The sequence below is a fragment of the Sphingomonas endolithica genome, assembly GCF_025231525.1.
In the GTDB taxonomy this organism is placed as follows: domain Bacteria; phylum Pseudomonadota; class Alphaproteobacteria; order Sphingomonadales; family Sphingomonadaceae; genus Sphingomonas; species Sphingomonas endolithica.
The window spans coordinates 610,855-629,672 of sequence record NZ_CP103057.1; the positions used below are offsets into that span (position 1 = coordinate 610,855).

Here is an 18,818-nt window from a genome sequence, read left to right on the forward strand (position 1 = left end):
TGCGTTGTCCGGCGGATCGGCGGCCGGAATAGCCACCCGGGGTTGCACCGGGTCCAAGCGAATGCGCCGCTGTAGGAGCTGGAGGATCATCGCGCAACAGCCGACCAGCGGTCGGACCAGGCCCGAGAAGCCGCGGATCGCTGTGATCTCATATGGCGGATCCCAGAGGTCGCCAGTTCGATCCGCGAGGCAGTATACCGAACGTCATCGGAGCCAAGCCATGACGATTCTGCGGTCGAGCGATTGCTACATGATCGATGTATTCGAGCTGGGCGGTCAGTATTACATGACTGTCACTACCGGCGGCGTCGGGCAATATGACGTCACGATCGCGCTGACCAAAGCCGAGACAGACAGTTTTGCTGAGGACGAGAACAAGGCGATCGCCTTCTCGATCGACGTGGTGACCAGAACCTGGGCTTACGAGGATCGGCTGGTCCGGCCGTCATCGATCCGGTCTAATTTTTGAGATGGAGCGCGCGTTCGCCCCATGTGACACTCCGGGTCGCGTGCGTTCCACACCGCATCATGCGCCGGGCAGGATGCTGACCCTGCCGTCGCCCCTTCCAATTCCGCGCCTGCGTCAGTAAGGTCCGCGCCATCCCACTCGCAGCATATTGGACCCCCGTGACGTTACGCCCGTACAAACGCATCTTGCTCAAATTATCGGGCGAAGTCCTCATGGGCGAGAACGGCCTCGCGATCGATCCTGCCGTTACCGCGCGCGTTGCCGGCGAGATTGCCGACGTGAAGGCGCAGGGCTATGAATTGTGCATCGTCGTCGGTGGCGGCAACATCTTCCGTGGGCTGGCCGCCGCCGCCAAGGGGTTCGAGCGGGCGACCGCCGACCATATGGGCATGCTGGCGACGGTGATGAACGCGCTGGCGGTGCAAAATGCGCTGGAGCAGATCGGCGTATCGACTCGCGTTCAATCCGCGATCTCGATGGACAAGGTGTGCGAGCCGGTGATCCGTCGCCGTGCCGAGCGGCATCTCGAAAAAGGCCGTGTGGTGATCTTCGCGGCCGGCGTCGGCGAGCCGTATTTCACCACCGATAGCGGTGCTGCATTGCGCGCTGCGGAGATGAAGTGCGATGCCTTGTTCAAGGGCACCTCGGTCGATGGCGTGTATGATGCCGATCCCAAGCTGGTGCCGGGGGCAACGCGCTATAAGACGGTCAGCTACGATACCGTGCTGGCCAAGAACCTCAAGGTGATGGACGCCAGCGCCATTGCCCTATGCCGTGACAACAATATTCCGATCGTCGTGTTCAACATCCGCGAGCATGGCAATTTCTCTGCCGTGCTGGCAGGTGACGGCATATCGACGACCGTACAGAAAGAAGGGTGACTTATGGCCGCTTATGACAAGGCCGATCTCGAACGCCGCATGGCGGGTAGCGTCGAGGCGTTGAAGGGTGATCTGTCGGGCCTACGCACAGGGCGCGCCTCCACCTCGCTGCTCGATCCAGTGACGGTCGAGGTTTATGGCGCGCAGATGCCGCTGAACCAGGTGGCGACGGTTTCGGTCCCCGAGCCGCGCATGATCTCGGTACAGGTATGGGACAAGGCCAATGTCGGCCCGTGCGACAAGGCGATCCGGTCGGCAGGGCTCGGGCTCAACCCGATCGTCGATGGCACCACGCTGCGCCTGCCGATCCCCGATCTGACCGAGGAGCGCCGCAAGGAACTCGCCAAGCTTGCGGGCAAGTATGCCGAGGATGCGCGGATCGCCGCGCGCAACGTGCGCCGCGACGGCATGGATTCGCTTAAGGCCGACGAAAAGAAGGGTCTGTTTGGCGAGGACGATCGCAAGAAGCTCGAAACCGAAGTCCAGAAGCTGACCGACAAGACGATCGCCGACATCGATGCGGCCGCAAGTGCCAAAGAAAAGGAAATCCTGGGCAAGTGAGTTCGGCTCCTGCCATGGCGCCGGAGACCGCAGGCGGTGACCCCGGCACTGGCGGGGCCGCCTTGCCGCGCCACGTTGCGATCATCATGGACGGCAATGGGCGCTGGGCGAAGAAGCGTTTCCTGCCGCGGTTTGCCGGTCACAAGGCCGGCGTCGAGGCGGTCCGCACCGTCACGCGCGCGGCGCGGGCGATGGGGATTGAGGCGCTGACGCTGTATGCCTTCTCCTCGGAGAATTGGCGTCGACCGGAGGAGGAAGTCAGCGACCTGATGGGGCTGCTGCGCGTGTTCATCCGCAGCGATATCGAGGAGCTCGTTCGCGAAAACGTGCGGCTGCGCGTGATCGGTGAGTATCGTCGCTTCTCGGCCGATCTCGTCAAAATGGTCGACGATGCGATTGCGCGGACGGCGGCCAATACCGGCCCGATCCTGGTCATTGCGCTGAACTACGGCGCCCAGGCGGAGATCGCCGCGGCGGCGCGTTCGCTTGCCCGGCGGGCCGTGGCAAACCAATTATCGGTCGAGGCGATCGACGAAGCGGCGATCGAGCGCGAGCTCGATACGCGCGATCTGCCACCCCTCGACCTGCTGATCCGCACCTCGGGCGAGGTGCGGCTGTCGAACTTCCTGCTGTGGCAGGCGGCTTATGCCGAATTGCTGTTCGTCGATACGCTGTGGCCCGACTTTGACGGCGCGGCGTTGGCGGCGGCCGTAGCGACGTTCGGGCAACGCCAGCGGCGCTATGGCGGCCTGTGAACGAGGCTAGAAGGTCCGATCTCGGCGTACGGGCCGGCACCGGTGCGCTCATGATCCTGGTTGCAGGCGTGGCGCTGTGGCTGGGCGGCGTGGCGTTCTGGCTGCTGTGCATCGTCGGGGCGCTGGTGATGATGGCCGAATGGGCCAATCTCGACGCGGTCACTCCGGTGGCCAGCGCCCGCAACAAGCGTCTCGCGCAGTTTAGCGTGTCCGTGCCGCTGGCGACGATGGCGCCGGCGTCGCTGATCCTCGAAGTGCACGACTTCTTCACCATCGGCCTGTTGGCCGGCGCGGCATTCTTCTGCGTCATCGTGACGCGGCGACCGACCTTGGCGGCCGGCGTCATCTATTGCGGTCTGCCGGTACTGGCATTGGTCTTTCTCCGGCGGCAGGAAGAGGGCGTGGTCTTCACCTTATGGGCGCTTGCGCTGGTTTGGGCGTGCGACATCGGCGCGTATTTCTCAGGGCGGACGTTCGGCGGGCCGAAACTCGCGCCCGCAATCAGCCCGAACAAGACGTGGGCGGGGCTGATCGGCGGTGTGCTGGCGGCAAGCCTGTTCGGCGCGCTGATGCACGTACAATATGGACTGCCGTGGCGCATGACGCTGGCGACACCGGTGCTGGCGGCGGTGGCCGTGGGCGGCGATCTGTTCGAGAGCTGGTTGAAGCGTCGGGCAGGGGTGAAGGATAGCGGGAGCATCCTTCCGGGGCATGGCGGCGTGCTCGATCGCCTGGACGGATTGGTACCGGTGGCGCCGCTTGCTGCCCTGCTAGTCGTGCTGCCGCGATTCTACGCGTGAAGACGGTTACCATCCTGGGGGCGACCGGCTCTGTCGGCAGTTCGACGCTCGACCTGATCGAGCGTGATCCGGACGCCTTTCAGGTGCTCGCGCTGACGGCCGATCGCGATGTCGAGAAGCTGGCGGCGGCGGCAATCCGGACCAACGCGCGGTCGGCGGTGATGGCGGATGAAGCGTACCTCCCGGCGTTGCGCGAGCGGCTGACGGGGACCGGCATCGATACGGCAGGCGGCCGGCAAGCGCTGCTCGACACTGCGGCGATGGGCGCGGACTGGACGATGGCGGCGATCGTCGGTTGCGCTGGGTTGGAACCGGTGATGGCGGCGGTGGAGCAGGGCGGTACCGTCGTGCTCGCCAACAAGGAGCCGCTGGTGTCCGCAGGCGAGATCATTCTTGCCGCGGCCAAGCGGCATCAGGCGACGTTGCTGCCGGCCGATTCCGAACATAACGCGATCTTCCAATGCTTCGATGCGAGCCGCTCCGAGCGCGTCCGCCGTATCGTCATCACCTGCAGCGGCGGACCTTTCCGCGATTGGTCGACCGAACAGATGCGGAGCGTGACGCCGCAGCAAGCGGTGGCGCATCCGAACTGGTCGATGGGCGCCAAGATCTCGGTCGACTCGGCGACGTGCATGAACAAGGGGCTGGAACTGATCGAGGCGGCACGGCTGTTCCCGGTGCCGCATGACGCAATCGAAATCGTCATCCACCCGCAATCGGTTGTGCATTCGCTGGTCGATTATGTCGACGGATCGGTGCTGGCGCAGCTCGGGCCGCCCGATATGCGCACACCAATCGCCCATTGCCTGGCCTGGCCCGATCGGATGCCGACGCCGATGGCGCCGCTCGACCTGGTGGCGATCGGGCGTCTCGATTTCTCGGCTCCGGACGAGGTGCGCTTTCCGGCACTGCGGCTGGCGCGTGCCGCGCTCGATGCCGGGGGCGCACGTCCGACAATTCTCAATGCCGCCAATGAGATCGCGGTTGCCGCTTTCCTGGGAAAACGATTGAGCTTCCTCGAAATTGCCGCAATCGTGTCCGATACGTTGGCGTGTTACGACCCACCGGCCCCGCAAACGCTGGTCGAGGTCCTGGCAGTCGACGCGGGGGCGCGCCGGATTGCGGCAGAACGTATTGAGGATCGCAGTCGTTGATCGAAGCCCCCGGGTTTTTCCTGACCATTCTGGCCTTCGTGCTCGTGATCGGACCGCTCGTGTTCGTGCACGAGATGGGCCATTATCTCGCCGGTCGCTGGTTCGGCGTGAAGGCCGAGGCATTCTCGATCGGCTTCGGCCACGAGGTTTTCGGCCTGACCGACAAGCGCGGTACGCGTTGGAAGTTCGGCTGGCTGCCGCTGGGTGGCTACGTGAAGTTCGCCGGCGACATGAACCCGGCGAGCCAGCCCGATGCGGCATGGCTGTCGCTGCCCGCCGCCGAGCGAGCACAAACGTTCCAGGCTCAGCCCTTATGGCAGCGCGCGATCATCGTCGCGGCGGGCCCGGCGGTCAATTTCGTTCTTGCCGTGCTGATCCTGATGGGTTTCGCGCTTGCCTATGGCGAGAGCCGCACGCCCGCGATCGCGCGCGAGATCGTGCCGGTCAGCGCTGCGGCAAAGGCCGGCATGCAGCCGGGTGACCGGATCACTGCGCTTGGCGGCCGCAGTGTGCGCACGTTCGACGAAGTGCAGCAATATATCCAGCTGCGTGCCGACCAGCCGCTGCGGGTCGATTTCGATCGCGGCGGCAAGGCCATGAGCATCAACGCGGCGATCGGATCGCAGACGCTGCGCGACCGCTTCGGCAACGAATTCAAGATCGGCCTGCTCGGCATCGCGCCGGTCAAGCCGGTTTGGATGCCGGTCGATCTGGTGGATGCGCCGGGCGTTGCGATCAAACGCACCGGTGCGATCGTGACCATGATGGTCGACAGTATCGGTCAGATCGTGACCGGCAGACGGTCGGTCAGCGAACTCGGCGGCCCCTTGCGCATCGCCAAGGTGTCGGGCGAGCAGCTTAGTCTCGGCGTGCCGGAGTTGATCGGATTGATTGCTCTGGTGTCGATTAACTTGGGGTTCATCAACATCTTGCCAGTCCCGATGCTGGATGGTGGGCATTTGTTCTTCTATGCGATCGAGGCCGTGCGGCGGCGGCCGGTGAAGCCGGAAGTGCAGGAATGGGCTTTTCGTGGCGGGTTGGTGGCGTTGTTGATGCTGATGATGCTGGTAACCTTCAACGATCTAGGCGCTTTCGGGCTGTGGAAGAATTTGGCCGGCTTGATCGGTTGATCTAGGTAAGGCAGGGGGTACCGGCACGGTATCGGCCCGCGTAATTTCTCCGTTTTTGGGGTGGGATAGTGACAGCGATCAAGGTTTCTACGATGGGCGTTCGCGCCACGACAGCGTTGCTGGCCGGCACGATGCTGTCTGGCCTGCCCGTCATGGCGAGCGCCCAGACGGCGCCGGCGCCTGCGCCCGCTGCGTCAGCCCCGACCGCCGCAACGACCACGCAGGCGCCGGTTGCAGCGCCCGTATCGCGCACGATCAAGACGCTACGCGTTGAGGGTTCGCAGCGTATCGAACCGGACACGGTGCTGTCCTACACCAAGCTGCGCGTGGGCCAGGCCTATACCAACGAGACACTCGACCAGGCGTTGCGTGACCTGCTCGCCAGCGACTTCTTTGCCGATGTCTCGATTGCCGGCGTCGAGAGCGGCGACATCATCATCCGCATTCGTGAGAACCCGATCATCAACCGCGTCATCCTGGAGGGCAACAAGCGCCTGAAGGAAGACAAGATCCGGAAAGAGATCAAGCTCGCTCCGCGGCAGATCTTCACGCGTACCGCCGTCCGCCAGGATATCGCCCGCATCGTCGAGCTGTATCGCCGCCAGGGCCGCTTCGCCGCGACGATCGCGCCAAAGATGGTGTCGCTCGACCAGAACCGCGTCGATGTGATCTTCGAGATCAGCGAAGGCGCCAAGTCCAAGGTCCGCCAGATCAACATCATCGGCAACGAGGTGTTCGACGACGACAAATTGCGTGAGCAGATGGCGACCAAGCAGGCACGCCTGTTCCGCCTGCTGAGCTCGGCGACGAGCTATGACCAGGATCGCATGGCGTATGACCAGCAGAAGCTTCGCCAATTCTACCTGACAGAAGGCTATGCGGATTTCCGCGTGACGTCGGCCATCGCCGAACTGACGCCGGATAAGGAAGACTTCATCATCACCTATGTGGTGGAGGAGGGGCCGCGCTATAAGTTCGGCGACGTGACCGTCGACAGCTCGATCCGCGATTTCGACAATACCAAGCTGGCAACAAGCGTCGGGATCAAGAAGGGCGACTGGTACGACGCGAAGAAGGTGGAAACGGCCATCGATACGCTGAGCGAAACCGCGGGCCTGTTCGGTTATGCCTTTACCGAGGTGAACCCGGAGTATCAGCGTGACCGGGAAGCGTTGACCATGACGCTGAACTTCAACATCGCCGAGGCCAAGCGTTCCTATATCGAGCGGATCGACATCAACGGGAACACGAACACGCAGGACAAGGTGATCAGGCGTGAAATCCGCCTGTCGGAAGGCGATGCCTTCAACAGCTTCCAGGTCAAGCGCTCGCAGGACCGCATCAACTCGCTCGGCTACTTCCAGGACAAGTTCGAGATCAAGCAGACGGCAGGATCTGCGCCCGACCGCGTGGTGCTGACCGCCGACGTCGAGGAGAAGTCGACCGGTGAGCTGCAGCTGTCGGCAGGCTTTTCGAGCCTGGAGAGCTTCATCGTCCAGGCATCGATCCGCCAGCGCAACTTCCGAGGCAAGGGCCAGGAATTGCGCGCCAGCGTCAACTATTCGAGCTATTCGAAGTCGGTCGAGTTGGGCTTTACCGAGCCATATCTGTTCGACAAGAACATTGCGGTCGGCGGCGATATTTTCCGGCGCGATTACAATTCATTCCAATTCAACAACAATGGTGACCGCAACACCACCTATACGCAGGTATCGACCGGCTTCCAGTTGCGGGCAGGCGTGCCGCTTACGGAATATTGGTCGCTGTCGGCACGCTACGGCTTGAGCTTCGACAAGGTCGGGCTCGACCGGTCGCGCTTTTTTAGGAACGGTGTCTGCGATCCTTTCATCGCCGGTCAATATCTTTGTGATGCGGTCGGTAATCGTGCGACGTCCTCTGTCGGCTATTCGCTGATCTTCGACAGCCTTAACAGCCGCCTGCGTCCGAGCGCGGGCCAGCGGCTGATCATCAGCCAGGATTTTGCCGGGCTGGGTGGTGACGTGAAGTACATTCGAACCAAGCTCGACGGCGACAAATATTGGGGGCTGGGCAGCGGCTTCATCCTGTCGGCCAGTGCCGAGGGCGGTTATATCCATTCGCAGGAGAAGAGCCGTGGCGAGGGTATCGACAAGGTGCGCATCACCGACCGCTTCTATCTCGGCGAGCCAGAATTCCGAGGCTTCAACATTCGCGGTGTCGGTCCACGTGTACTGCGCGCGAATTACATTGCCGATCCGACGACCGGACTCCAGACGGTCGAGACGAACCGTGACAACATTAGTGATGATGCACTGGGCGGCCGGGCCTACTATTCGGGCCGGCTGGAACTGGAGATCCCACTGGGCGCGGGTGCGCGCGAACTGGGGCTGCGACCGTCGATCTACCTGCAAACCGGCGCCTTGTTTGGCATTACCAAGCCGAGAGAAACTATCGGCATCTGCGCTAACGGGCAGACTGCGAGATGCTTCCCCACCACGACGGACGCCAAGGGCAACGTCACCGTGCAATCCTACTTCCAGCCAACGCTTGATGCGTCGAACAACCCGATTTATTACTACACGCAAGCGGATGGCGGGCAGGTGGCGACGAGCTGCGCCGCCGGCATTCCCGATGCGAGCGGCAAGTGCAACGGCGTGACGCCAAACATTGCGGTTGGCCAGCCAATCCAGCCGTTCCAGGAGCGTTTCGTCGGCAATTCGGCTAAGCCGCGTTTGGCGATTGGTGCCGGCGTCAACTGGAATTCACCGTTCGGCCCGCTCCGCATCGATCTCGCTTATGCGTTGCTCAAGGATGAGGGCGACGATACCAAACTGATCACGTTCAACGTAGGGACTTCATTCTGATGAACACGTACAAGAATTTCGTTCTGGCGGCCGTAGCAGCTGCTCCAATCATGCTGATCGCCGCACAGGCGCAGGCACAGACCGTCGCGGTGGCCGATCCGGAAGCGGCGGTCGCCAATTCCAAGGTGTGGGCCGCAGCACAGGCGGAAATCGCCACGACCTACAAGACGCAGCTCGACCAGGCCAAGACGCGCGGCGATGCAATCTCGGCGGAGTTGCAGCCACTCTACAAGAAGTTCGACAGCAATGGCGACAACCAGTTGAGCCAGGCCGAGATCGAGGCCGCACGGGCACGCCGTGCGCCCGAGCTGACCCAGATCGAGGCCAAGGAAAAGGCTGCGCAGGAGGAACTGGGCCGCATGACGCTGCAGCCGTCGCGCGCGCGCGCTTATGCAGCCGAGCAGATCTCGGGCAAGGTGAACGATGCCGTTACCAACGTGGTGAAGTCGCGCCGGATCACGCTGCTGCTGCGCCCGAACGCGGCATTCTTCGCCGATCCCGCAGCCGACATCACGCCGGCGATCAGCACCGAGCTTGACCGTCTGTACCCGAAGGCGAGCATCACGCCGCCGGCCAATTGGCAGCCGGGCCAGCAGGCCCGTACCGGCGCTGCGGCAGCCGCAGCACCGGCGGCAGGGACCGCGACGCCTGCCACCACGACCCCGCGGAAGGCCGAGAAGCCGCGGTGAACGACACGGTAGAAGGGGGCGCCGAGAACGCTATCGGCCCGTTCGATATCGGACGGATCATGGCGGCGCTCCCGCACCGCTACCCGATGCTGTTGGTCGATCGGGTCGAGCGCTTGGCGCTCGACCGGTCGATCACCGCGATCAAGGCAGTGACGATCAACGAGCAGTTCTTCCAGGGGCATTTCCCGGGACGTCCGATCATGCCGGGCGTGCTGATCGTCGAGGCGCTGGCCCAAGCGGCGGGCATCCTTGCGGTCGAATCGCTTGGGCTCGCGGGATCGGGCAAGCTCGTCTATTTCATGGCAATCGACGGGGCGAAGTTCAGGAAGCCGGTGGAGCCTGGCGTGCTGATGAAGCTCGACGTCGAGTTCGTGCAGAAGCGTTCCAGCGTGTGCAAATTTGCCGGTCGCGCGACGATCGATGGGCAATTGGCGGCTGAGGCGAACTTCACCGCGATGATCGCGGACCCGCCGAAAGCCTGATCGATCCTAATCGCTTGCTCTGCCGAGGCGTGGCGTGTAGGGCGCCGCGCTTGTCCGGCTGGTCGGAAACCAGCCACTGACATAAAGGAACAGACCATGAAGAAAGACATTCATCCCGATTATCACACCATCAAGGTGCAGATGACCGACGGGACCGTGTACGAGACCCGCTCCACCTGGGGCAAGGAAGGCGACACGATGACGCTCGAAATCGATCCGCTGGCGCATCCGGCATGGACCGGCGGCCGTGGCTCGATGCTCGACACCGGCGGCCAGGTGGCGCGCTTCAACAAGCGTTTCGGCGCGATGTCGTTCGGCAAGAAGTAAGACAAGCAAGCATTTTCCCCGGCGCGCTTCGATGCGCGCCGGGGAAGTATACGCTTCCATCAAAGCGAGTCCTTTTTTAGCGTGTGATTTGTTCGGGTGCGCTGTGGCAAGCTGATATCGGCTGTTTCATTCGTTGCCACCGATACAGGTTGTAGGGCTATTGGCCACGAACGAGTCCACCCGCCCGATCTGCGGTCAGTCGGCCGCCCGCCAGCAGTCGAGCAATACAATAAACCGATCCGCGTCATCATGCGGATAGTGGCTACGTTGGATCAGCGATGCGTTACCCCAGTAAGATCTTACTAGTTGGGATGAAGCGGCGCACTATCCATATCGCGAACAATGCGAACACGAACGCCAACGTTACCGTTAGGTAATTGCCGCGACCGGTGACCACTCCGACCACCTTCAAGATCAGAACGTGGCAGAGATAGACGCCGAACATGCAAGCCGCAACGGGCTGTGCGCTCCAGGGCGTGGGTATCATGCGCTCTCCGAACATCGCGGCGGCAGCGATAGCGGCAACGCCGACGGTGTACGGTGTTCCGATGCCCGGCAGCCCTGCAAAATCGGCAAACACGAGAGCTGCCGCAGAGATGAGCACGGCCAGCCTTCCCCGCGGCCCAATTTTCCATGCCAGGCCAAACATGACGCCGACCATGATGCCGGGAGCGGCATGGATCACTGGGGAAAAGGCAGCGACCATTCCAGCGATGCGGAACGCCACATGGTCACCGTCAGCAGCAGCGCGGTCGCGACCAAGGCGCTACCATAAAACAATATAGCGGGCGCAAGAGACTTGAGCATGTTCAGAACCGTCAGGACGGCGAACATGAAAGGCAAAAACCAAAGATGCGGGCTGCTGCCATAAAGGATGCCCATGAACGAGGCTTCCACGAACGGCCTATGTTGAGCCAGATTCACGGCGCCGTAAACAACCATCCAGAACGCCCAAGGCAGCAGCAGGGCGCGTGCAAGTGCCGCAGGCGATCTGATCCGATCTAAGTTGAACCGCAGGTCCAACATTGGTGATAGGATCAGGAATATGACGAGGCCGGCGTAGGCCAGATCATGAAGCGGGGCCTGCGCATGATAGGCAACGATGCCATACGCCGCCACGATGCGCAGTAGCTCGATGGCTTGCACCCTGTCTGGTTTGTTGATCTTTGCGGACACAGTCGCAACACCTTTCCGGCGTTTCAGTCGAGGCCTCTACAAGCCGCGACATCTTGTTTCCGCTGTTCGGCAATTGGCGGAAGAGGTGGGATTCGAACCCACGGACAGCTTGCACCGTCGCTGGTTTTCAAGACCAGTTCCTTAAACCACTCGGACACTCTTCCACACCGGCAGGCAGCTTGGCTCTGGGCTGCAGCACCATTCTCCCGTCTTGCGCCTGGAGACGCAAGACAGATGGGGCTTATGCGCGTCGCGCCGCTTTGTGCAAGAGGGGCGATCGTTCGGGGTTCATGTCGGCGGCACGTTGTGCCACAGTCATCACATGCTGAAGACAATTCTTACCAGGCGATCGATTGCCGCCCTGTTGGCCGCCTGGGCGTGCGTTGCTTGCAGTGGCGCCGCCGTCGCGCAGGATGAGGCGGGCTTTCAATCCTATCTGCAAGTGCTGCGTCGACAAGCGATCGCCAAGGGCGTGAGCGCTCGGACGTTGGATCAGGTGCTGCCGACGCTGACGCTCAATACGCGCGTGATCGAACTTGATCGTGCGCAGCCGGAGGCGTCACCGAATGCGCCGGTGCCGAACTTCGCACCATACCGTCTATCGCATGTCGACGCGTCGCGTATCGGCCGCGGCCGCACGGCCTATCTTGCGCAACGCGGGCGGCTGGAGCGGATCGAGCGCGAGCTCGGCGTACCTGAATCGATCATGGTCGCAATCTGGGGCCACGAGACGAGCTACGGCGCGGTGATGGGTAATTTCGACCTGCCACGCGCGCTTGCGTCGCTCGCATATGAGGGGCGGCGGCGCGATCTGTTCGCGGGTGAGTTCATCGCCGCAATGCAGATGGTCGATCGCGGTGTGCCGGTTTATCAACTGAAGGGCAGCTGGGCCGGCGCGTTCGGCGGGCCGCAATTCCTTCCCTCGGTCTATCTGCGCCTGGCGCGGGATGGCGATGGGGATGGGCGCAGCGACATCTGGAACAGCGATGCCGATACGCTCGCGTCGATCGGCAATTACTTCAGCAATGCCGGGTGGCGGGCAGGGCAGCCCTGGGGGCTGGCGGTCAACGTGCCGGCGGCGTTCGATCGCTCGGCAGTAACCAACCGGCTGGTGTCGCCGCGCTGTCCGCGCGTGTTCGCGCGGCATAGCCAGTGGAAGACGATGGCGGAATGGCGTGCGCTGGGCTTCAGCCCGCAGACGCGCACCTGGCCGGACGATCGCGTGCTCGCCACGTTGATCGAGCCTGACGGCCCTGGACGAACGGGATATCTGCTAACCGGAAATTATCGGGTGATCCTGGATTATAATTGCTCGAATTTCTACGCTCTTTCAGTCGGGTTGCTCGCGGATGCTGTCGAACAATAAGCTCATCTCTCCCACGCTGACGCTGGGCGTCCTCCTGATGCTCGGCGCTTGCGCCAGCGATCAGGGGTATCGCGCGGCGCGCCCCTCTCATCCAGCCGCGGGCATGACGGGCCCGATCCAGGACGACGGCTATCCTGCCGGTCGCGCCAGCGAAGCACCGCTCGAGCAGGTGGACCTGCCACCGTCGCAGCCTGGCGCAAGCTATGCGCCGCCCGGCGAGCGTGATGCCGCGCGCCCGATCGCGCCGCCTGCCACGCTGCCGCCGGAGATTGCCGGCGGCACCGGCCCGCGCGGTACGTCGGGCGAGGCGCAGCGCTATGATGCGGTCGGCTATGCTGGGCGATCTAGTGAAGAGGGCGAGGCGGTCACCGCGGTGCACCGCCGTTTGCCGATCGGGTCGGTCGTCGAGGTAACGGCACTCGACAGCGGCCGCACGATCCTGGTGCTGGTCACCGATAGCAGCGGCGCGGCTCCCGATAGCGAGATCGATCTGTCGCGCGGTGCCGCAACACAACTGGGTCTGAACGGCCCGGCGCCGGTGCGCGTGCGGCTGGTCAACGCGCCGCCCTCGGACATCATGGCGCTACGTGGCGGGCGTGCCGCGCCGCCGCGCATCGATTCGCCGCCGGCATTGCTGGCCGCGCTCCGCCGCAAGCTGCCAACGCGAGCCGATGCGGCAGTGCCGCCGCCGCCGCGTCGTCCTGCTACGCGACCTGTGCCCGCAGGCGCACCGTACGTCCCGCCAGCGCCGGCTCGTCCCGTTACCGCGGGCATCTTCGTGCAAGTCGCGGCCCTCTCCAACGAAGGCCGCGCACAGGCGCTTGCCACCAGCCTGCGCGGCCGGGTCGCGCGCGCCGGCGCGTTCTACCGGGTACAGATCGGGCCGTTCGCAAACATGCGCGCGGCGCAACAGGCGCGTGACGACGCCGCGCGGCGCGGCTATGGCGGCGCCAGGATCGTGAAAACGAACTAACCATTCCTCCAAGCGCCACGGACTGCCCCATGAAGAAATTGCTCGCCGCCTCCGCCTTGGCCATCATCGCCGCGACCCCAGGGGCGGCAGCGCCCGATTTCCCGACGCCGGCACCGGTCGCCTATCTGACCGACCTGTCGACCGGCGCGGTGCTGTTCTCCAAGGATGCGGATCGTCGCATGCCTCCGGCGTCGATGGCCAAGATGATGACCGTCTATGTCGCGTTCGACATGCTGAAGAAGGGCGAGCTTAAGCTCAACCAGACTTTCCCGGTGCGCCCCGAGACGTGGCAGAAGTGGCACGGGCCGCAAGCGGGATCGACCATGTTCCTGTCGACGGGCGAGAATGTCAGCGTCGAGAACCTGCTGAAGGGCATTGTCACCTTGTCGGGCAACGACGCCTGTGTCGTGCTGGCGGAGGGCATCTCCGGCACCGAGGCGGCGTTCACCGAGCGGATGAACCAGGCGGCCAAGCGCATCGGCCTGAACAACAGCCATTTTGGTACGTCGAACGGCTGGCCCGACAATGGCGTGACCTATGTCACCGCGCGCGATCTCGCCAAGCTAGCAGCCGCGACGATCCAGGATCATCCGGCTTACTACAAGAAGTTCTACTCGCTGCCTTCGTTCACCTGGGGCAAGACGCTGGGCGCGGGCGCAGATATCACGCAGGCCAATCGCGATCCGTTGCTTGGCCGCGTGCCCGGCGCCGATGGCTTGAAGACCGGGCACACCGACGAGGCGGGCTATGGCTTTACCGGCTCCGCCGATCAGAGCGGCCGCCGCCTGGTGATGGTGATGGCCGGCCTGACCAGTGCGAACCAGCGGATCGAGGAATCGGTCAAGTTCATGAATTGGGGCTTCCGTGCGTGGCAGGCAAAGCCGATCGCCGCCAAGGGCCGCAAAATCGAGAATGCCGAGGTGCAGCTTGGCGCCGCACCGACTGTCGGGCTGGTCGCGCCGACAGCGCTCTCCGTCACCGTGCCCGCGGGCACCAGCCCGGACATGCAATTGCGCGTCGTCTATAACGGCCCGATTAAGGCGCCGATCAAGGCCGGCCAGCATATCGCCGATCTCGTCGTCAGCGGTCCTGATCTTACCACGCAGACACTGCCGCTGGTCGCCGAAAGCGATGTCGCCGAAGCCGGCTTCTTCGGCCGCGCCTGGGCCGGGCTCAAGGGCCTGTTCGGCGGGTGAGGGGACGCTTCATCTCGCTCGAAGGCGGCGAGGGAGCAGGTAAATCGACGCAAGTACGTGCGCTTGCAGCTGCGCTGGAGGGCCGCGGTATTCCCGTACGCGTCACGCGCGAACCCGGCGGTAGCGAAGGCGCGGAGGCAATCCGCAATCTGCTGATGCAGGGCGCGGTGACACGGTGGAGCCCGCATGCCGAGGCGCTACTGTTTGCCGCCGCGCGCGCCGATCACGTCGAAAAACTCATCCAGCCCGCGATCGGCGCCGGCACCTGGGTGATTTGCGACCGCTTCGTCGACAGCAGCCGTGCCTATCAGGGCGCGGCGGGCGGGATCGACGATGCGGCGTTGATCGCGTTGCACGCCTTTGGCGCGCGCGGCCTCCTACCAGATCGCACCTTCGTGCTCGAGGTGCCGGTGGAACAAGGCCGAGCGCGAGCCGAGGGGCGTGACGGTGCTGCCGCCGATCGGTTTGCGGCCCGCGATCACGGCTTTCATGCGGATGTCGCCGCTGCGTTTCGCGCCTATGCCGCGCAAGAGCCCGACCGCATTCGTCTGATCGACGCGGCTGCCGATCGGGAGGCGGTTACTGCGGCATTGCTCGCAGGTCTCACCGACCTGCTGCCATGACGTTGCCGATCGGCAATGCGGCGGCGCAGGCGGCGTTCCTCTCGGCCATGTCGAGCGGCTCGCTCCACCATGCATGGCTGTTCGCCGGGCCGGAGGGTGTTGGCAAGGCGAGCTTCGCGCGCATCGCGGCGCGGCGTCTGCTCGCCGAAGGAACGGCGGGTGCCCCGCTGCCGCCCGGTTTCGACGTGCCCGACGATCATCCGACCAGTCGGCTGATCGCATCTGGCGCGCACCCCGACTACCGCGTGCTCTCGCGACAGCCGAAGGACGACAAGACCACGGAATTGGCGCGAAGCATCCCGATCGCACAGGTGCGTGCGCTGGGCCCGATGTTTGCCATGGCGCCGTCGCAATCCTCTCGTCGCGTGATCATCATTGATGCGATCGACGAGGTCGAGCGCCCAGGTGCTTCGAATGCCTTGTTGAAGAGTCTCGAGGAGCCGCCGCAGGGTACTATCTTCCTGCTGATCAGCCACGCGCCCGGGCGGCTGCTGCCGACGATCCGCTCGCGCTGCCGGATGCTGCGCTTCGAGGCGCTGGACGACGAGGCGATGGCGCAGGTGCTCCGTGCCGAACAGCCGAACGCGCCCGATGCCGAGATCGCCGCCTTGGTGGCTGTGGGGCAGGGCTCACCGGGCCGTGCTCTGCGCTTTGCCGGGCTCGACATGGCGCAGCTCGACGCCACGCTCGGCGCGATCGCTGCCGATGGTGACCCGAGCAACGCGCGCCGTGCCAAACTTGCCAAGCTGCTGGCGCCCAAGGCAGCCCAGCCGCGCTATGAAGCGTTCCTCGACCGGGCACCGGCCTTCATCGCCGCTGCGGCGCCGGGGCGGCAAGGCCCGGCGTTGCGCACCGCGCTCGACAGTTACGACGCGGCGCGCGCGCTCTCGGCCAGCGCACGGGCGCTATCGCTGGACGCGCAAGCGACGGTGTTCGAGATGGCGGGCTTGGTGGCGACGCTTGCGCCCGACCGGTAACGCTCGCTCGCAGCCAATAGAGAGGTGGATCGCGGGGCGGAGTGTCGACGTCGCTCGACATGAACGGGGATCTGGTGGTTCCACCCTCTAGGAAATCGCGCTAGAGCCACGCGCATGGCCGACCCCTATTACATCACCACCGCAATCAGCTACCCCAACGGACGCCCGCATATCGGCCACGCTTATGAGGCGATTGCGGCTGACGCGATTGCCCGCTTCCACCGTCAGGCCGGGCGCGATGTGCGTTTCCAGACCGGCACCGACGAACATGGGCTGAAGATGGTGCAAGCCGCCCGTGACAAGGGCGTTGCCGTGGCTGATCTCGCCGCGGAAATGTCGGGCCATTTTCGCGACATGGATGATGCATTGAACATCAGCTATGATCGCTTCATCCGCACCACCGAGGCAGATCACCACCGCGCCAGCCAGGCGATCTGGCAGGCGATGGCGGATAATGGCGACCTGTATCTCAGCCGCTATGAAGGCTGGTATTCGGTGCGCGACGAGGCATTTTACGAAGAGAAGGAGCTGGTCGACGGGGAGGGGGGTAAGCTTTCCCCCCAGGGTACGCCGGTCGAATGGACCGCCGAGGAAAGCTGGTTCTTCCGCCTGTCGAAATACCAGCAGCCGTTGCTCGACCATATCGCGGCCAACCCCGAGTTTATCCGCCCCGAGAGCCGCCGCAACGAGGTGGTCAAGTTCATCGAAGGCGGGCTGATGGACTTATCCGTATCGCGCACGAGCTTCGATTGGGGCGTCAAGGTGCCGGGCAGCGACGGGCACGTCATGTACGTGTGGGTCGATGCGCTGACCAACTACCTGACCGGCGCCGGCTATCCCGACACTGCAGACGAACTTGCCAGATGGTGGCCTGCCCACCTGCACCTGATCGGCAAGGATATCGTGCGCTTTCATGCGGTTTACTGGCCGGCATTTCTGCTGTCTGCGAAGTTGGCGTTGCCGAAGACGGTGTTCGGCCACGGCTTCCTGCTCCACCGTGGCGAGAAGATGTCGAAGTCGATCGGCAACGTCGTCGATCCGATCGCGCTGGCCGACACGTTCGGGGTTGATGCGCTGCGCTACTTCCTGCTGCGTGAAGTTAGCTTTGGGCAGGACGGCAGCTATTCGGCAGAGGCGATCGTCACGCGCGCCAATGCCGATCTTGCCAATGGGCTGGGCAACCTTGCGCAGCGCTGCCTGTCGATCATCGCCAAGAATTGCGGCGGTGTGGTGCCGGCCGATACGGTCGAGACCCCCGCGCCTGAGTTGGGGGACATTCTTGCCAGCGTCACCGCGCTGATGGCGGAACTGAAGCTCAACGAAGCGCTGGAGGCGATCTGGGAGGGCGTACGCATCGCCAATGGTTACTTCGCCGAGATGGCACCCTGGGCACTGCGCAAGACCGATCCGGCGCGTGCCGATGGCGTGTTGTACCATACGGCCGAGGTGGTGCGCCAACTCGCCATCCTCGTGCGCTGGGTGGTGCCGGACAGCGCCGACAAGCTGCTCGATCTCCTTGCGCAGACGTCAGATGCACGCGATTTTGCCGCGCTGGCCGTGCGGCTTAGCGCCGGAATCACCTTGCCTGCGCCGCAGGGCGTGTTCCCGCGGCTTGACCTTCCAGCGGAGCCCGCCTGATGCTTGCGGACAGCCATTGTCACCTCAATTACAAGGGCTTGGTCGAGGATCAGCAGGCGGTGCTGGAACGTGCCCGCGCGCGCGGCGTGACGGCCATGCTGAACATCGCCACGCGTGAAAGCGAGTGGGATGACGTGCTGGGCACGGCGGAGCGCGAACGCGATGTCTGGGCGACGGTCGGCATCCATCCGCACGAAGCCGACAAGCACGCGCATGTCGATACGGCCAAGCTGGTGGAGCGCGCAGCGCATCCGCGCGTCGTCGGCCTGGGCGAGAGTGGGCTGGATTATTATTACGAGCATAGCGACCGCGAGCGCCAGCGAGCGAGCTTCCGGGCGCACATCGCCGCCGCTCGCGAGACTCAGTTGCCGATCGTCGTGCACACGCGCGATGCAGAGGAGGATACGGCAACGATCCTGCGCGAGGAGATGGGGAAGGGGGCTTATCTTGGCGTCATCCATTGCTTCACCGCGAGCGGAGCCTTCGCTGACATCGCGCTCGATCTTGGGTTCATGATCTCGATCTCCGGGATCGTCACGTTCAAGAACGCGCGCGATCTGCAGGAAACCGCTACGCGGCTGCCGCTCGATCGGCTGCTGGTCGAGACGGACGCCCCATTTCTGGCGCCGGTGCCGCATCGTGGCAAGACGGGCGAACCCGCCTTCGTGGCGGATACCGCGGCGTTCCTCGCCGCGCTGCGCGGTGAGAGCGTAGAGGATCTGACCCAAGCGACGGCAAACAACTTCCATCGTCTGTTTGCGAAAACCCTGCAGTGACG

The 18,818-nt window shown here is 64.0% G+C and carries 20 protein-coding genes, 1 tRNA gene and 1 other annotated feature; of the genes, 18 read left to right on the top strand and 3 right to left on the bottom strand.

Translation table 11 applies throughout. The features are described 5' to 3' along the window. Positions 1 to 2: 2 nt before the first annotated feature. Positions 3 to 58 (bottom strand) — a sequence feature (sul1 is cis-regulatory element that is thought to sense ions involved in sulfur or methionine metabolism; They are found in Alphaproteobacteria). A gap of 162 nt (positions 59 to 220) precedes the next feature. From NV382_RS02965 to rpmE, 11 genes are all read left to right on the top strand, one after another. Continuing rightward, positions 221 to 469 (top strand): hypothetical protein, encoded by a 249-nt coding sequence (locus NV382_RS02965; RefSeq protein WP_260599059.1) that lies wholly within the window; start codon positions 221 to 223, stop codon positions 467 to 469. Positions 470 to 681: 212 nt separating this feature from the next. Then, complete coding sequence (pyrH, locus tag NV382_RS02970; protein WP_260600286.1) at positions 682 to 1,350, top strand: UMP kinase; 669 nt, start codon at positions 682 to 684, stop codon at positions 1,348 to 1,350. Between the two features lie 3 nt (positions 1,351 to 1,353). Further along, positions 1,354 to 1,911 (top strand): ribosome recycling factor, encoded by a 558-nt coding sequence (gene frr, locus NV382_RS02975; protein WP_260599060.1) that lies wholly within the window; start codon positions 1,354 to 1,356, stop codon positions 1,909 to 1,911. Between the two features lie 14 nt (positions 1,912 to 1,925). Continuing rightward, on the top strand, positions 1,926 to 2,666 hold the full coding sequence (locus NV382_RS02980; protein WP_260600287.1) for an isoprenyl transferase: 741 nt from the start codon (positions 1,926 to 1,928) through the stop codon (positions 2,664 to 2,666). A gap of 50 nt (positions 2,667 to 2,716) precedes the next feature. After that, complete coding sequence (locus tag NV382_RS02985; protein ID WP_260599061.1) at positions 2,717 to 3,466, top strand: phosphatidate cytidylyltransferase; 750 nt, start codon at positions 2,717 to 2,719, stop codon at positions 3,464 to 3,466. Next, positions 3,463 to 4,620 (top strand): 1-deoxy-D-xylulose-5-phosphate reductoisomerase, encoded by a 1,158-nt coding sequence (locus NV382_RS02990; RefSeq protein WP_260599062.1) that lies wholly within the window; start codon positions 3,463 to 3,465, stop codon positions 4,618 to 4,620. Before NV382_RS02985 ends, NV382_RS02990 begins: the two co-directional genes overlap by 4 nt. Further along, on the top strand, positions 4,617 to 5,750 hold the full coding sequence (gene rseP, locus NV382_RS02995) for an RIP metalloprotease RseP (protein WP_260599063.1): 1,134 nt from the start codon (positions 4,617 to 4,619) through the stop codon (positions 5,748 to 5,750). Before NV382_RS02990 ends, rseP begins: the two co-directional genes overlap by 4 nt. Positions 5,751 to 5,842: 92 nt before the next feature. Next, positions 5,843 to 8,593: an outer membrane protein assembly factor BamA gene (gene bamA, locus NV382_RS03000; RefSeq protein ID WP_260599064.1), complete on the top strand. Its 2,751-nt coding sequence runs from the start codon at positions 5,843 to 5,845 to the stop codon at positions 8,591 to 8,593. Then, complete coding sequence (locus NV382_RS03005; protein WP_260599065.1) at positions 8,593 to 9,282, top strand: OmpH family outer membrane protein; 690 nt, start codon at positions 8,593 to 8,595, stop codon at positions 9,280 to 9,282. The genes bamA and NV382_RS03005 overlap by 1 nt, the downstream gene beginning before the upstream one ends. Before the next feature lie 59 nt (positions 9,283 to 9,341). Then, on the top strand, positions 9,342 to 9,764 hold the full coding sequence (gene fabZ / locus NV382_RS03010) for a 3-hydroxyacyl-ACP dehydratase FabZ (protein ID WP_260600288.1): 423 nt from the start codon (positions 9,342 to 9,344) through the stop codon (positions 9,762 to 9,764). A 96-nt stretch (positions 9,765 to 9,860) separates the two neighbouring features. Further along, a complete protein-coding gene (gene rpmE, locus NV382_RS03015) occupies positions 9,861 to 10,091 on the top strand; it encodes a 50S ribosomal protein L31 (protein WP_260599066.1) in 231 nt (76 codons plus the stop codon). 283 nt (positions 10,092 to 10,374) lie between these two features. Here the strand turns inward: rpmE and NV382_RS03020 are convergent, their stop codons facing one another. The 3 genes from NV382_RS03020 to NV382_RS03030 form a co-directional block, all read right to left on the bottom strand. After that, positions 10,375 to 10,797: a hypothetical protein gene (locus tag NV382_RS03020; RefSeq protein ID WP_260599067.1), complete on the bottom strand. Its 423-nt coding sequence runs from the start codon at positions 10,795 to 10,797 to the stop codon at positions 10,375 to 10,377. Continuing rightward, the gene (locus NV382_RS03025) at positions 10,773 to 11,267 is read right to left on the bottom strand and encodes a hypothetical protein (protein ID WP_260599068.1); all 495 of its coding nucleotides are present in this window, start codon (positions 11,265 to 11,267) and stop codon (positions 10,773 to 10,775) included. Before NV382_RS03025 ends, NV382_RS03020 begins: the two co-directional genes overlap by 25 nt. Positions 11,268 to 11,341: 74 nt before the next feature. Continuing rightward, positions 11,342 to 11,431: transfer RNA gene (locus NV382_RS03030), tRNA-Ser, on the bottom strand. Between the two features lie 158 nt (positions 11,432 to 11,589). On the opposite strand from NV382_RS03030, the gene NV382_RS03035 reads away from it, so the two are divergent. From NV382_RS03035 to NV382_RS03065, 7 genes are all read left to right on the top strand, one after another. Further along, positions 11,590 to 12,633, top strand: a complete 1,044-nt coding sequence (locus tag NV382_RS03035; RefSeq protein ID WP_260599069.1) for a lytic murein transglycosylase — start codon at positions 11,590 to 11,592, stop codon at positions 12,631 to 12,633. Between the two features lie 103 nt (positions 12,634 to 12,736). Beyond that, positions 12,737 to 13,606: an SPOR domain-containing protein gene (locus NV382_RS03040; RefSeq protein ID WP_260599070.1), complete on the top strand. Its 870-nt coding sequence runs from the start codon at positions 12,737 to 12,739 to the stop codon at positions 13,604 to 13,606. Positions 13,607 to 13,635: 29 nt separating this feature from the next. Next, positions 13,636 to 14,802 carry a D-alanyl-D-alanine carboxypeptidase family protein gene (locus tag NV382_RS03045; protein ID WP_260599071.1) on the top strand — a complete coding sequence of 389 codons (1,167 nt, stop codon included), beginning with the start codon at positions 13,636 to 13,638 and terminating at the stop codon, positions 14,800 to 14,802. Next, positions 14,799 to 15,425 carry a dTMP kinase gene (gene tmk, locus NV382_RS03050; RefSeq protein WP_260599072.1) on the top strand — a complete coding sequence of 209 codons (627 nt, stop codon included), beginning with the start codon at positions 14,799 to 14,801 and terminating at the stop codon, positions 15,423 to 15,425. The genes NV382_RS03045 and tmk overlap by 4 nt, the downstream gene beginning before the upstream one ends. After that, a complete protein-coding gene (locus tag NV382_RS03055) occupies positions 15,422 to 16,402 on the top strand; it encodes an AAA family ATPase (protein ID WP_260599073.1) in 981 nt (326 codons plus the stop codon). Before tmk ends, NV382_RS03055 begins: the two co-directional genes overlap by 4 nt. 114 nt (positions 16,403 to 16,516) lie before the next feature. Continuing rightward, positions 16,517 to 18,040 (top strand): methionine--tRNA ligase, encoded by a 1,524-nt coding sequence (metG, locus tag NV382_RS03060; RefSeq protein WP_260599074.1) that lies wholly within the window; start codon positions 16,517 to 16,519, stop codon positions 18,038 to 18,040. Beyond that, the gene (locus NV382_RS03065) at positions 18,040 to 18,816 is read left to right on the top strand and encodes a TatD family hydrolase (protein WP_260599075.1); all 777 of its coding nucleotides are present in this window, start codon (positions 18,040 to 18,042) and stop codon (positions 18,814 to 18,816) included. The genes metG and NV382_RS03065 overlap by 1 nt, the downstream gene beginning before the upstream one ends. Positions 18,817 to 18,818: the final 2 nt, after the last annotated feature.